This window comes from Amycolatopsis sp. NPDC089917 (assembly GCF_040684635.1).
In the GTDB taxonomy this organism is placed as follows: domain Bacteria; phylum Actinomycetota; class Actinomycetes; order Mycobacteriales; family Pseudonocardiaceae; genus Amycolatopsis.
Genome location: NZ_JBFBGL010000008.1, coordinates 151,799 through 165,804, shown reverse-complemented (window position 1 = coordinate 165,804; position 14,006 = coordinate 151,799). Strand labels below are relative to the sequence as shown.

Sequence of the window (14,006 nt, the reverse complement as noted above, 5' to 3'; positions counted from 1 at the left end):
GTCATGAAAGGGTCGTACCTGACGAAAAACGTCAGGAACGACCCTTTCATGACATGCGGGAGAGGCTCAGCGCGGAGCCATGCGCAGCGAGCCGTCCATCCGGACGACCTCGCCGTTCAGGTAGTCGTGGTCGATCAGCGACAGCGCGAGCTGCGCGTACTCGTCCGGCCGCGCGAGCCGCTTCGGGAACGGCACGCCCTCGGCCAGCGAAGCGCGGAACTCGTCGCTCACCGTCGCCAGCATCGGGGTGTCGACGATGCCCGGCGCGATGGTCAGCACCCGGATCCCGTGCGACGCCAGGTCGCGCGCGGCGGGCAGGGTCATCCCGACGATGCCGCCCTTGGACGACGAGTACGCCACCTGCCCGATCTGGCCGTCGAAGGCCGCGATCGACGCGGTGTTGATGATGACGCCGCGCGCGTTGTCGGCCAGCGGTTCCGTCTTCGCGATGGCCTCGGAGGCCAGCGTCAGCACGTTGAACGAGCCGATCAGGTTGATCTGGACGACCTTCGCGTACAGGGCGAGGTCGTGCGGGCCCTTCTTCGAAAGGATCCGGGCGGACGGCCCGATCCCGGCGCAGTTCACCACGGTCCGCAGCGGCACCCCGGACTCGGCGGCGGTCGCGACGGCGGCCCGCACCTGCTCCGGGTCGGTCACGTCGGCCTCGACGTAGGTGATGCCCTCGATCTGCTCGGCGTTGGCGATGGCACCGGCGAGGTCCAGCGCGAAGACCCGCGCGCCCTTCGCCGCGAGTGCCTTCGCGGTGGCGCCGCCGAGCCCGGACGCGCCGCCCGTGACGAGCGCCGCGGTATCGGTGATCTGCATGTTCTCCCTTTCGTCGACAACCGCGTCTAGGTTAACGCTCGTTCGCATCGGGGTAGCGCGTGTGTTGGCTCACGTCGATGGGCGGCATGTCGTGAGGAGTATTCGGGCCTGAAGCATTCCGTTCGCTCGGAGGTCAACTCCGGCTGTCACCTTCAGCAGCATGAGCGCTGCTCGGATCGTGGTGGTGGGGACCGGTTACGTCGGATTGACCACGGGGGCCTGCCTGGCCGGCCTGGGGCATCGAGTCACTTGCGTCGATGTCGACCAGGCGAAGGTCGCAAGGCTCTCCGCCGGACGGGTGGACATCCTGGAGCCGGGATTGTCCGAGCTGGTGTCGAGGGGGCTGACCAGCGGAAGACTCAATTTCGTGGTCGGCGCGCGCGACGCCGTTCGTGACGCGGAGGCCGTCTTCCTGTGCGTGCCGACGCCGATGGGCGCGGGCGGTTCGGCGGACCTGCGGGCCGTCGAAGCCGTGACCGGCGAGATCGGCGACATCATTCCCGCGGGATGCGCGCTGATCACCAAATCGACCGTTCCGGTGGGTACGTCGAAGCGCATCCAGGCGATGCTCGGCCGCACCGACGTGCCGGTCGTGTCGAACCCGGAGTTCCTGCGCGAGGGCACCGCCGTGGAGGACTTCCTCGGGCCCGACCGGATCGTCGTCGGTTCGGACGACGTCGCGGCCGCCCGCTGGGTCGGCGACCTCTACGCCGACCTCGCCGCCCCGGTCGTCGTCGCCGACGCGGCCAGCGCGGAACTGGTGAAGTACGCGGCGAACTGCTTCCTCGCGATGAAACTGTCCTATGTGAACTCGATCGCCGAACTGTGCGAACGGCTCGGCGCGGACATCGACCTGGTCACCGAAGGCATGGGCTACGACCGGCGCATCGGCCGCTCGTTCCTCAAGCCCGGCCCCGGCTGGGGCGGCTCGTGCCTGCCGAAGGACACCAGCGCGCTGGTCCGGGTCGCCGAGTCGGTGCAGTACGACTTCACGCTGCTCACCTCGGCGATCGAGGAGAACATCGCGCAGCGGGACCGCATCGTCGCGAAGATCGCCGGCGCGGTCGGCGGCACGCTGGCCGGTTCGCGGATCGGCGTCCTCGGGCTGGCGTTCAAGGCCGGGACGAACGACCTGCGCGACTCACCCGCCCTCGCGGTCGCTTCGGTGCTGGGCGCGCTCGGCGCGGAACTGACCGCCTACGACCCCGCCGTCGGCGGCCAGATCGCCGGGATGACCGTGGTCGACGACCCGTACCAGGTCGCGAAGGCGGCCGACGCCGTCGTCGTGCTGACGGAATGGGACGAGTTCAAACGGCTCGACTGGACCTACATGGCCGAGCAGATGGACGGCGATTCGGTCGTCGACACGCGCAATCTCCTGGAGCCACAACGGATCCTGGACGCCGGCCTGTCGTGGCAGGGCGTCGGGCGGCCGCGGGCGGCGCTGCGGCGGAAGGTCGCCGTCTCATGACACGCGGGAGACGAGCGCCATCAGCCCCTCCACGACCTCCTCGGCCGTCGGAGCGTTCTCCGGGTCGAGCATGTGCTGCAGCATCACGCCCGAGTTGAGCGCCGTCGCCACCGCGCCGATCCGGCGCTCGTCGGCCTCGGTGAGGTTGTCCTCGTCGATCCCCAGGATGCCCGCCGCCATCCCGCGTCGTCCTTCGCGCTGCGCCGCCGCGAGCTGTTTCCGCAGCTCTGGATGATGCTCGGACTGGACGAACGCCTCGATCGAGGCGATCCACAGCTGCCGGTTGCGCCCGTAGGAGTCGATCATCGCGCGCCAGGACGTGGCGTACTGCTCGGCCGCCGACGCCTCCGGGTCGACAGCGCTCCGCATCTCCAGCTGGATCTCCTTGCCCCAGTCGTCCATCGCCTGCGAGAACGCCGTCAGCAGCAGGGTTTCGCGTGAGCCGAAGTGGTAGCCGATCGCCGCGTGGCTGACCCCGGCCGCCGTCGCGATGTCCCGCACCGTCGTGCGTGACCAGCCTTTTTCCTTCAAGCACTGGATGGCGCCCGCCATCAGGTCCTCGCGATTACCCATGCCCGAGATCTTAGACCACGCGGTTTATTCAAATGGTTTGACCAAGCGGCTTGACCAAGCGTGCAAATCTGCCGTACGGTCGTTCCCAACACCACGAAACCTCTGGGAGCAGCCATGACGACCACAGTTCTGATCTCCGGCGCCGGCATCGCGGGTCCGGCCCTCGCCTTCTGGCTTCGCGAGCGCGGCTTCACGCCGACCGTCGTCGAGCGCGCCCCGGCGCTGCGCGAAGGCGGCAGCGCGGTCGACTTTCGCGGCGAGCAGATGGCCCTGCTGGAGCGCATGGGGATCCTTGAAGACATCCGCGCGAAGGAGACCGCGATGGGCGCGCAGCTCGTCGTCGACGTGAACGGCAAGAAGGTCGCCCAGATGCCGTCGGTTTTCTTCAGCGGCGAAGTCGAGATCGAGCGCGGAGACCTGACGCGCATCCTCTACGACCACACGAAGAACGACGTCGAGTACGTCTTCGGCGACTGGATCACCGGGCTGGACGAAGGTGCGGACGGCGTCGACGTCAGCTTCGAGCACGGCGATTCGCGCAGATTCGACCTGGTCGTCGGCGCGGACGGGCTGCACTCGGGCGTCCGGCGGCTGACGTTCGGCGACGAGGCGCGGTTCCGGACGGACCTCGGTTTCCAGACGGCGGGCTTCACCGTGCCCAACCACCTCGGCCTCGATCACCTCGGCATGATCTGCAGCGTTCCCGGCCGGACCGTGATGGCCGCCAGCGGACGCGACGGCTCGGCTCTCAACGTCAGCTTCCTCTTCACCTCCGGCACGGTGGACGTGCACCGGCACGACGTCGAAGGACAGAAACGCCTGGTCGCGGAGCGGTTCGCCGACTTCGGCTGGGAAGTTCCGGCGCTGCTGGAAGGCCTCGGTGACGTCGACGCGCTGTACTTCGACTCGCTCAGCCAGATCCACCTCGACAAGTGGTCACGGGGCCGGGTCGTGCTGCTCGGCGACGCCGCCTGGTGCGCGGGTCCGGGTGGTTCGGGCACCGGGCTCGCGATGATGGGCGCGTACATCCTGGCCGGGGAACTCGCCGCCGCGCGTGGCGATCACGAGGTCGCTTTCGCGCGGTACGAAGAGAAACTGCGCGGACCGGTGAAGGTCTCGCAGAAGCAGGCGGCCGGGATCGGGACGTTCCTCATCCCGGCGTCGCGGTTCGTGATGGGCTACCGGAACTTCCTGTACCGGGTGCTGGGTTCGAAGCCGATGACCAAGGTGTTCACCTGGATCACCTCGCGCGCGGCGAACGCGGCGACGCTCGAAAACTACGACGCTCCGGTCACCGCTCGACGCTGAAAAAGTAGTTAGCAAAGCGTAGTATCGGCCGGGTGTTCACGACCAGGCCGGAACTGGCCGGCACCCACGGCATGGTGGCATCGACGCACTGGCTGGCTTCGGCCACCGGGATGGCGGTGCTGGAAGACGGCGGCAACGCCTTCGACGCGGCGGTAGCGGCCGGGTTCGTCCTGCAGATCGCCGAGCCGCATCTGTGCGGCCCGGCGGGGCAGGTCCCCGGCATCTTCGTCACCGCCAAGGATCGAACTCCGCGAGCCCTCGCGGGCCAGGGAGTCTCGCCCGCGGCGGCGACGCCGGAGTGCTTCGCGGACCTCGGGCTCGATCTGATCCCCGGCAGCGGGTTGCTTCCCGCGACCGTCCCCGGCGCGTGGGACGGCTGGCTGCTGCTCCTGCGGGATCACGGCACGAAGTCGTTGCGCGACGTGCTCGGTTACGCGATTTCCTACGCACGCAACGGGATACCGCTGGTCAGCCGAGTCGGCGACACGATCCGCGCGGTCCGGGACCTCTTCACCGAGCACTGGCCGACGTCGGCGGCGCTCTGGCTACCGGACGGCAAGCCCGCCGAGGGGCTGCATCGCAACCCGGCGCTCGCGGACACGTGGGAGCGACTGGTCGCCGAGGCCGAGTCGGTGAGCGGCCGTGAAGCGCAGATCGACGCCGGACGTCGCGCGTGGTCGCAGGGTTTCGTCGCCGAGGCGATCGATGCGTTCAGCCGCAAGGCTTTCCGTGACGATTCCGGTCGCGACCACGCCGGTCTCCTCACCGGTGAGGACCTCGCGGGCTGGGAAGCGACGTACGAGGACGCGCTGCAGGTCGACTTCGGCGACTGGGGCCTGGTGAAGATGGGGGCCTGGACGCAGGGGCCGGCGTTGCTCCAGCAGGCACGGTTGCTGGACGGCCTGCGGAACGAGTTGTCCTATGTGGACGGAATCCCGACGGAGCGCACCGTGCACTTGGCCGTCGAGGCGGCGAAGCTGGCGTTCGCGGATCGCGAGGCTTGGTACGGGGATTCCCCCGACGTGCCGATCGAGCTGCTGATCTCCCGCGAGTACGCGGAGGCCCGTCGCGCCTTGATCACCGACGAAGCGTCCGCCGAGCTCCGGCCCGGTGGTCCGTCGCCGAAGCTGCCCGCGATTCTCGAAAAGCTGCGCGGGCTCGAATCCGGCTCCGGCGCGACGGGGGAGCCGACGGTCGGGCCGCTGGGTGCGACCCGGGGCGACACCGTGCACATCGACGTCGTCGACGCGGCCGGGAACATGATCTCGGTGACGCCGTCGGGTGGCTGGTTGCAGTCGAGCCCGACGATCCCGGAGCTCGGTTTCTGCCTCGACTCGCGCGGTCAGATGTTCTGGCTGGAACAGGGATTGCCGAATTCGCTGGCACCCGGGAAACGGCCGCGGATCACGCTTTCGCCGTCGATGGGCCTGCGCGACGGAGAGCCGGTGCTGGCGTTCGGGACCCCCGGCGGCGACCAGCAGGACCAGTGGCAGCTGTGTTTCTGGCTGGCGCACACGCTTGGCGGGCTGAACCTGCAGGAGTCGATCGACTCGCCCGCGTGGCACACGACCGCGTTCCCGAGCTCGTTCTATCCGCGTTCGTGGACGCCGCGAGAACTGGTGGTCGAGTCGCGACTCGGTCAGTCCACAATGGACGCTCTCGCCGCGCGCGGGCACGCCGTCGTCGACGCCGGACCTTGGGCGCTCGGAAGGCTTTCGGCCGTTTCGCGGTCCGGTGGCGTACTCCGTGCCGCCGCCAACGCGCGAGGAATGCAGGGCTACGCCGTCGGCCGCTGAGGCTGCTGCCCTTCACGGCTTTTTCCCCTGGTTGTCCACAATGACCCCCGTCTGTGGACAACTCACGTCAGCTCCCCTCCCGACCCCTCATCGGCGATAGACTGGCTTCGGGGTCGCCCCCCTGGGACGGGTGGGGGGTGGGGTAGTGACTCAAGAGCGAGGCTGTTCCCAGAGCCAGAATTCGATGCCCTGGTCGTCCACGCAGTCGGCGCTCAGGCCGTAGGGCTGCTGTTCGGTTTCGCCTGCCTGGCCGCCTTGCGCGCGGACGCGGTCGAGAGCGGCGGCGAGATCGTCGACGGCGTACATGACCTTCCAGCCCACCTGCCGCCCCGGGCCACCCCAGAGCCCGCCCTGCAAACCGGAACCCTCGACACCCCAACCGCCTTCGACCCGCCCGGGCGAGAACTGCCAGCCCAGAACGGCCCCGTAGAACGCCTTCGCGCGCGCGTCGTCCGGGACCTGGAAGGTGAAGTAGCCCGCTTCGCCGTGCCGGACCGGCGCTGCTTCCGGAGCAGCGGAAGGCGCCGCCTGCGCGACGAGCCACCGCTGGCCGTACGGGTCCTTGATCGCCCCGCTCAGCCCGTACCCCGTGTCCGAGACGGGACGTTCCAATTCCCCGCCCAGCTCCACTGCCCGCAGCGCCGACGCGTGCGCGTCCGCCACCTCGACCCGGATCAGCGGCCCACCCGCGGGGGCCACGACATTTCCCAGCTCCGGGAACTCTTCCGCGAGCATCAGCACGCTGTCCCCGATGGCCAGTTCCGCGTGCCCGACCCGGCCGTCCTCCATCACGATCGGATCGGCACGGCGCCGCGCCCCGAACACCTCGACGTAGAAGTCGAGCGCGGCGCGGGCGTCGGTCACCACGAGATACGGCGTCAAAGAACGCACTTCGGCACTGGATGGCATAGCGGAGGCTCCGTTCAAGACGGCGCGACGCAGGTTGTCACGCAGTTCGGCGGCGAAGAGCGGGTCAGGATCCACAGCCTGCGAGGGCGCGCGAAGCGCGTCGAATGGATCAGACATCGCGACCCTCCTTCTCCTGATAAGCACGCCGGAACGCGGCACGGGCCCGCACGAGCAACGCCTCCGTGGCGTGCACCGTGCGGTCCAGATGGGCGGCGACCTCCGGGACCGGAAGTCCGTCGACATAGCGAAGCGTCAACGCGGCTTGGTGATGCGTCCCCAGCGACGCGAGCACCTCGCGCGCCAGGAGAGCGTCCAGCCGTTCGTCCCACGGATCGGTGTACTCCTCCTCGTGGACGAGCCGCAGCCCGCGTTCCTCACGTTCCTTGCGCCGCCAGTGATCGGCGAGCTTGTGCCGGGCGACGCCGATCAGCCACCCGGTGCTCACCGGAGGTGCGAACTCCTTGCGACAGGCCCTCACCGCACCGAGGAACGTCTCGGACGTCAGCTCCTCGGCGAGGGTGCGATCACCGCACCGGGACAGCAGGTACCCGTAGACCTCCGGCAACGCCTTCTCGTACAACGAAAGCAGCGCGAAGGCCGGGTCCCGATGCACCCGTGGTTCCGTCACATCCCCATCGTCGCTCGGGGAGCCACAACTCCGACGGGTGAAATCGAACTTTCTCAGATCCGCGGATCCGGCAGCCGCCGCGCCACCGTGATCACCCCGACCGTCAGCACCGCCTGAATCCCGATGACCAGCACGAACGCGCCCTTCATCCCGAGCGGGCCCGCGCCGGCGGACGCGAACAACGTCCCCAGCGTCGCCACTCCGAGTGCCATCGCGGCCTGCTGCGACGTCGTCAGCATCCCGCTGCCGACCCCCGCGATCTCCGGCGGCACCTTCGACAACACGATCCGGAACACCGTCGTCATCGCGAGCCCCTGACCGAGACCGCACAACAGCATCCCCGGCGCGAAATCGAGCACGCCCAGATCCGGCCACTCCAGCAGTACGGTGCCGATCAGCACCAGCAGCCCGAGCAACTGGATCGAGAGACCCGCGGCCACCACCCGCTGCCCGAACCGCGTCACCAGACGGCTGCTGACCAGGCACATCCCGAAGAACGCGAGCGAAAGCGGCGCCGTCACCAGACCCGAATCCAACGGGCCGAGGCGCAGGCCGTCCTGCAACGTCACCGCGAACACGAACATGAACGCGCTGAACCCGATGAAGAACGGCACCCCGACCAGCAGCCCCTGCCGCACACTCGGCATCCGCATCACCGAAGGCGGCAGCAGCGGAACCCCGCCCGCGCGTTCCATCCGGCGTTCCACACGGACGAATCCGGCCGCGGCGAACGGGAACACCACGAGCAACGCGACCGTCCACAGTGGCCAGTCCAGCACCGGGCCCTCCGCCAGCGGGAGCAGCAGCGACACCAGCGCGATCGCCAGGAAGACCGTGCCGGGACGGTCGATGCCGATCGGGTTCCGCGAGCGGCTTTCCGGGATCAGCTTCCGGGCCACCACCAGGCCCGCGATCCCGACGGGCACGTTGACCAGGAAGATCGGCCGCCAGCCCGTGCCCCAGAGATCGGCGGCGACCAGCGCCCCGCCGAGGAACTGGCCGAGCACCATCGAAAGCCCCGCTGTCGCGCCGTAGAGACCCAGCGCCTTGGACCTGCGTTCGCCGGTCGTGGTCGCCTGGATGATCGACAGCACCTGCGGCAGCATCAGCGCGGCGGCCGCCCCCTGCGTCGCCCGCGCCAGCACCAGCGTCAACGCCGTCGGCGCGATCCCGCAGAGCAGGGAGGTGAAGGTGAACGCGGTCAGCCCGATCAGGAACAGCTTGCGGCGGCCGAAAGCGTCGCCGAGCCGCCCGCCGACGACGAGCAGCACGGCGTAGGCGATCCCGTAGGCCGCGACCACCAGTTCCAAGGTGGCCGACGACGTGCGGAGATCGGAGCCGATCGCGGGCAGGGCGATGTTGACGATGAAGAAGTCGATGAGGGGGAGTGCCGCCCCCAGCAGCACGGTGACCAGGCCCGCCGAGGTCAGGGCCGGTCCGGCGGCGACGCGGGCAGGCGTCGCCGGAACTTGCGTCGAAGTCATGGATACCACGATCGACCGATTCCCACCCTGGTACCAGGAGTGTGGTTATCCTGGTACCAGCACTACCTGGTAACCGGCTTCGAGCTTTGCGAACCTGATGAGGTGACCATGACCGTCGATTCGCGAGTGGCCGACGTGCGGCGGCACGAACTGGCCGCCTTCCTGCGCAGCCGCCGCGAACGCATCACCCCGGACCAGGTGGGCCTGCCGGTCAGCGGCAGGCGCCGCACGCCGGGGCTTCGCCGCGAGGAGGTCGCGCAGCTGGCCGGGGTCGGGGTCACCTGGTACACGTGGCTCGAACAGGGCCGCGACATCAACGCGTCCGAGCAGGTGCTGGACGCGATCTCCCGCACGCTGCGGCTCGACCCGCACGAGCACACGCACCTGTTCACCCTCGCCGGCGCGCCCGAACCGCCGCTCGAGAAGGACTGCAAGCTCCTCAGCGACAACGTCCACCGGATGATGACGAAGCTGGAGCCCTTCCCGGTCTGCGTGCGCAACGCGCGGTGCGACATCCTCGCCTACAACCGGGCCTACAACTGGCTGATGGGCGACCTCGACGCGATCCCGTTCGAGGACCGCAACACCCTGATCCAGTGCCTGACCAACCCCGAGTGGCGGCGGAGGCTCCCGGACTGGGAGCTCAACCTGCCCCGCGTGGTCGCCGGATTCCGCGCGGCGATGGCCGAACACCTCGCCGAACCGGCGTGGAAGAACCTGGTCAAACGGCTGCGCCAGGAGTCCGACGTCTTCGAGCGGATGTGGAAGGAACACGACGTCTCCGGCGAGCGGATCGTGCTCAAGCGGTACCTGCACCCGGACGTCGGCCTGCTGCGGTTCGAGTTCTCCTACCTGTACCTCGGACGGCGTTCCGAGATCTCGCTCGCCACGCTCACCCCGGCGGACGACGAAACCGCGGAGAAACTGCCCAGCTCCTTCTGACGGGGGAGGCGGACCAGGCTCACGAGGGAGTTCTTCCGCCGGGTGAAAGCCGACGCTGAGAGCATGACAGCAGCCATAGCCACTCCCAAGATCTCCAGTTCCCGCCTCGTCGTCTGCTACGCCGCGATCCTGGGCACCCTCCCGTACCTGACCCTCAAGGCGTCCTGGGTCACGGGCGGCAGCCTCGGCCTCCGCGATCCGTCCTTTGTGGACTCAGACCTGATGCTCTTCGCGAACCTGCTCACCGGCGGGATGGACGTCGTCGCGGTGGTGCTCGCGCTGGCGTTCACCTACTCCTGGGGCCGCCGGATCCCCGCGCCGCTCGTGCTGTTCCCGATCTGGATCGGCACCGGGCTGCTCGCGCCGATCGTGCTGAACCTCCCGGTGATCGTCGCCGACCTGGCGAAACCGCAGCTGACCGAGATGCCGCTGGAGAACTGGGTCTGGGCCGTCGTCTACGGCGGATTCGCCTGGCAGGGAATCCTGCTGCTGACCGCGTTCGTGCTCTACGCCCGCGACCGCTGGATGTTCGTCGTCACCGGCACCGTGCGCCCCGGAACGCTCGGCGTCGCGGGCAACCTCGGCATCGCCGCCGCGCTCGTTTCCGCCATCGGTCACACGATCTGGGCGGTCGGCTCCGGCGGCATGTCCGCCCGAGGCCAGGACGTCGTGATCGCGGTGCTCGGCGTGCTCGCCGCGATCGCACTGGCGACCGTTTCCCGGGGAAGGTTCTGGCCGCGGCTGGTGCTGGTGTGGACCGGCGCCGGGGCGATGGCGGGCTCGGGGGCGTGGGGCCTGTTCAGCGCGTTCACCATGGGATCCGCTGATCGCGTCCCGGTGCTGGCCGTGCAGGTGATCGGCGGGGTCCTGATGATGACGTCGGTCCTGCGACGGCTACCGCACGCGGCGTAGCCGGGAAGCCGCTTTTCAACGGACGCGGCAGGACCCCACCCCGGGTAGCTTGCGTCCTGTGCTGCTGAAAGAACGGTATCCGTGGAGCCCCTGGGTGGGCCGCGTGCTGCGCGTGGTGCTGCCGCTGGGGTTCGTCCTCGGGGCCACGAGCGGCGCCTCCCGCTGGCAACCGGACACCCCACCGCTGACCACGTTCGGCGTCCTCTGGCTGGTCGTCACCGCGTTGCCGTTGCTGATGGTCCACCGGTACCCGATGCCGATCTTCCTGCTCACGTCCGCGCTGACCTTGGGGTACTACGCGTCGGGCAACCCGGGCGGGCCCGCGATCGTGCTGCCGACCATCGCGCTGTTCATGCTCACGAAGATCCGCGGGCCGATCGTCGCGAGCATCACCGGCGGGTCACTGCTCCTGGCCGCCGGCGTCGTGCTCTTCGTCCGGCACGGGTTCAGCACCTTCGACGTCCGTGCCGGGCTCGGGGTCGTCTGGGTGATCGCGGTCGTCGGGATCGGGACGGCGGTGCGCAACGGGCTGGCCGCCGCGCGCGCCCGCCGCGAGCAGGCCGACGAGCATCGCCACCGGATGGCCGAGCAGGAACGCCTCACCATCGCCCGCGAAGTCCACGACGTCGTCGCGCACAGCCTGGCGATGATCAACGTCCAGGCCGGTGTCGCGGCGCACGTCGCCGACAGGCGCCCGGAGCAGGCGAAAGAGGCGCTGCTGAACATCAAGGATGCGAGCGCTTCGGCGCTGAAGGATCTTCGCGCGACGCTGGCCGTGCTGCGTTCCGGGGAGGACAAGGCGCCTGCGCCGAGCCTCGCCCAGGCCGACGAGCTGTTCGAGCACGCGCGGGCCGCCGGGCTGGAGGTCCGTGTCGACGGCGAGCCGGGTGAGCTGCCCGCCCCGGTCGACGGTGCCGCGTACCGGATCCTGCAGGAGTCGCTGACGAACGTGGTCCGCCACGCGCACCAGGCCCGCGGCGTCGACGTCACGTTCGAGCGGAAAACCGGTGCGCTGACCCTGCTCGTCCGCGACGATGGCCGGGGCGCCGTCGAACCCGCACCCGGCCACGGCCTGCGCGGGATGTCCGAACGGGCGGCCGCGCTGGGCGGCGCGTTCACGGCGTCCGTGGTGGACGGCGGCTTCCAGGTCCGCGTGGACCTGCCCATCAAGGGGGAAGAATGACGATCCGGGTGGTTCTCGCCGACGACCAGGCGCTGGTGCGCGCCGGTTTCCGCGTGCTGCTGGAGACCGAAGACGGCTTCGAGGTCTGCGCCGAGGCGGGCGACGGCGAGCAGGCCGTCGCGGCCGCCGCCGAGCACAAGCCGGACATCGTCGTGATGGACGTCCGGATGCCCGGCGTCGACGGGCTCGAAGCGACGCGGCGGATCACCGCGGATCCGGAGCTGGCCGGGGTGAAGGTCCTGGTCCTCACCACTTTCGACGTCGACGAGTACGTCTACGAGGCGTTGCGCGCCGGCGCGAGCGGGTTCCTGCTGAAGGACACCGATCCGGTGGAGCTGCTGCGGGCGCTGAGGGTGGTCGCCGCGGGCGAGGCGCTGCTGGCGCCGACCGTGACCCGGCGGCTGATCGCGGAGTTCGTCGACCGGCCGGAGAACCGCCGCATCGACGTGAGCGCCGTCCGCGAGATCACCGACCGCGAACGCGAGGTCCTCGGCCTGGTCGCCGGCGGGATGTCGAACGACGAGATCGCGGCGCAGCTGGTGATCTCGACGGCCACCGCGCGCACGCACGTCAGCCGCATCATGACCAAGATCGGGGCGCGTGACCGGGCGCAGCTGGTGGTGCTGGCCTACGAATCGGGCCTGGTCAGTCCCCGGCGACCGTGATGTTCCCCCAAAAAGCTGAGATTGCGGAAAAATCCTGGCTGTCACGGGGAGTCGTCAGGTGGGCCGTAATGCTGACACTCCGTTAATCCGAGCCAGTGCACGTGCAGATGCACGTCCCAGGCCGGGGTGAACGGATGTCCGACGCGGCTCACGTCACCGTCTGATCTTCCTCTCCACCTGGGAACCGATGAAGTGATCACCGGATTCCGGCGGGCGATCCGAAAACAGACGTCCGTACTGGTAACCCTGAATTCCTGATGAGTCCACGGGTAGCGCACTGAATCCCCTCCGGTGTTCGTGCACGGTGCGTGATTTTCCGCGCGGCCGCCGCGGGGAATGGTGGTCACTTTCCGTCGCGAAACGGCTCCCCGGACCGGGGGCGCGAAGGTTGTGTTGCTTTTCTTGCGACGCCTCTGAGCACTAGTCTCCGGCTGAACAGCGTGCGGCGATGTCACCTACCTGGCGTGATTCTCACCCGGCCGGGCAAGAAATCGACGCGCTTTCTTCTCTCACTGGGAGTCACTATTGAGGGCGAAAACTTCTGATCCGCTTCCGGTGGCCCGCTGATGGGCGGGGATTTCCTGGCGGCGGTCACCGAACGGCAGCGGCAGCGGCTGCTCGACCTCGGCAGGCATGTGGACCACGCGGCGGGCACGACCCTGCTCAACCAGGGCGATCCGGCGCCACCGGTGCTGATCCTGCGCGCCGGATTCGTGAAGGCGCTGCGCGCGGCCCCGGGCGGCACGTCGCCGATGATCGTGGACCTGCTCGGCGCCGGCGACCTTCTCGGCGTCGAAGACTGCCTGGTCAGGCGGCCGAGTCACCTCTCGTACGTCGCCACGAAACCGGTGCGCGTACTGGAGATCCCGCAGCACGCCTTCCATGGCTTTCTCGACGAAGACAAGCAGGCGATGGCCCTGATCACCGTGGATCTGGGCTTCCGGCTGCGGCTGCGGAACAGCGCGCTGGGGTTCGCGACGACCAAGGTCCGGAGCAGGCTGACCGCGTACCTGGCCAGGCTGCAAACGCTCTACGGGGTCCCGGGCGAAGGCGGCGTCGTCATCGACGTCGGGCTCAACCACGCGGATCTCGCCTCCGCGATCGGCGCTTCGGCCGCTTCGGTCAACGCCGAGATGGCGAAACTGAAGAACGAGGGCTTTTTGACCACCGGCTACAAGACGATCCACGTGAAGAAACGCCTTCTAGAGGACGGCGCTCCGCTTTCCCCGGCTCCAGCCGCCCGGCCGAGGCGGATTCCGCAGATGCGGATAGGGCGGCGAGTCGCGATGGGGTGAACGGGGCTTTCCCCG

Annotated in this window: 13 protein-coding genes; 8 read left to right on the top strand and 5 right to left on the bottom strand. The window is 69.1% G+C overall.

Annotated features, from left to right (window positions below; translation table 11 throughout):
* Positions 1-66: 66 nt before the first annotated feature.
* Complete coding sequence (locus AB0N89_RS08985) at positions 67-825, bottom strand: SDR family NAD(P)-dependent oxidoreductase (protein WP_364201981.1); 759 nt, start codon at positions 823-825, stop codon at positions 67-69.
* A 160-nt stretch (positions 826-985) separates the two neighbouring features.
* On the opposite strand from AB0N89_RS08985, the gene AB0N89_RS08980 reads away from it, so the two are divergent.
* Positions 986-2,296: a UDP-glucose/GDP-mannose dehydrogenase family protein gene (locus AB0N89_RS08980; protein WP_364201978.1), complete on the top strand. Its 1,311-nt coding sequence runs from the start codon at positions 986-988 to the stop codon at positions 2,294-2,296.
* On the opposite strand, the gene AB0N89_RS08975 is transcribed toward AB0N89_RS08980, so the two are convergent.
* A complete protein-coding gene (locus AB0N89_RS08975) occupies positions 2,291-2,869 on the bottom strand; it encodes a TetR/AcrR family transcriptional regulator (RefSeq protein WP_364201975.1) in 579 nt (192 codons plus the stop codon). The genes AB0N89_RS08980 and AB0N89_RS08975 overlap by 6 nt on opposite strands.
* Positions 2,870-2,983: 114 nt before the next feature.
* Between AB0N89_RS08975 and AB0N89_RS08970 the strand changes: the two genes are divergently transcribed.
* A complete protein-coding gene (locus tag AB0N89_RS08970; protein ID WP_364201972.1) occupies positions 2,984-4,177 on the top strand; it encodes an FAD-dependent monooxygenase in 1,194 nt (397 codons plus the stop codon).
* A 32-nt stretch (positions 4,178-4,209) separates the two neighbouring features.
* Positions 4,210-5,973 carry a gamma-glutamyltransferase gene (locus AB0N89_RS08965; protein ID WP_364201969.1) on the top strand — a complete coding sequence of 588 codons (1,764 nt, stop codon included), beginning with the start codon at positions 4,210-4,212 and terminating at the stop codon, positions 5,971-5,973.
* Positions 5,974-6,123: 150 nt separating this feature from the next.
* On the opposite strand, the gene AB0N89_RS08960 is transcribed toward AB0N89_RS08965, so the two are convergent.
* The 3 genes from AB0N89_RS08960 to AB0N89_RS08950 are packed head-to-tail and all read right to left on the bottom strand — an operon-like array spanning position 6,124 to position 8,994.
* Positions 6,124-6,999: a VOC family protein gene (locus AB0N89_RS08960; protein ID WP_364201966.1), complete on the bottom strand. Its 876-nt coding sequence runs from the start codon at positions 6,997-6,999 to the stop codon at positions 6,124-6,126.
* Positions 6,992-7,510: a sigma-70 family RNA polymerase sigma factor gene (locus AB0N89_RS08955; protein ID WP_364201963.1), complete on the bottom strand. Its 519-nt coding sequence runs from the start codon at positions 7,508-7,510 to the stop codon at positions 6,992-6,994. The genes AB0N89_RS08960 and AB0N89_RS08955 overlap by 8 nt, the downstream gene beginning before the upstream one ends.
* Positions 7,511-7,563: 53 nt before the next feature.
* Positions 7,564-8,994 (bottom strand): MFS transporter, encoded by a 1,431-nt coding sequence (locus tag AB0N89_RS08950; RefSeq protein ID WP_364201961.1) that lies wholly within the window; start codon positions 8,992-8,994, stop codon positions 7,564-7,566.
* A 108-nt stretch (positions 8,995-9,102) separates the two neighbouring features.
* Here AB0N89_RS08950 and AB0N89_RS08945 point away from each other — a divergent pair, with 108 nt between their 5' ends.
* The 5 genes from AB0N89_RS08945 (at position 9,103) to AB0N89_RS08925 (ending at position 13,991) form a co-directional block, all read left to right on the top strand.
* On the top strand, positions 9,103-9,936 hold the full coding sequence (locus AB0N89_RS08945) for a helix-turn-helix transcriptional regulator (protein WP_364201958.1): 834 nt from the start codon (positions 9,103-9,105) through the stop codon (positions 9,934-9,936).
* A 63-nt stretch (positions 9,937-9,999) separates the two neighbouring features.
* Positions 10,000-10,848 carry a hypothetical protein gene (locus AB0N89_RS08940; protein ID WP_364201955.1) on the top strand — a complete coding sequence of 283 codons (849 nt, stop codon included), beginning with the start codon at positions 10,000-10,002 and terminating at the stop codon, positions 10,846-10,848.
* A 58-nt stretch (positions 10,849-10,906) separates the two neighbouring features.
* Positions 10,907-12,031, top strand: a complete 1,125-nt coding sequence (locus tag AB0N89_RS08935) for a sensor histidine kinase (protein WP_364201952.1) — start codon at positions 10,907-10,909, stop codon at positions 12,029-12,031.
* Positions 12,028-12,696, top strand: coding sequence for a response regulator transcription factor (locus AB0N89_RS08930; protein WP_364201950.1), 669 nt, complete (start codon positions 12,028-12,030; stop codon positions 12,694-12,696). Before AB0N89_RS08935 ends, AB0N89_RS08930 begins: the two co-directional genes overlap by 4 nt.
* 566 nt (positions 12,697-13,262) lie before the next feature.
* The gene (locus tag AB0N89_RS08925) at positions 13,263-13,991 is read left to right on the top strand and encodes a Crp/Fnr family transcriptional regulator (protein WP_364201947.1); all 729 of its coding nucleotides are present in this window, start codon (positions 13,263-13,265) and stop codon (positions 13,989-13,991) included.
* Positions 13,992-14,006 lie beyond the last annotated feature (15 nt).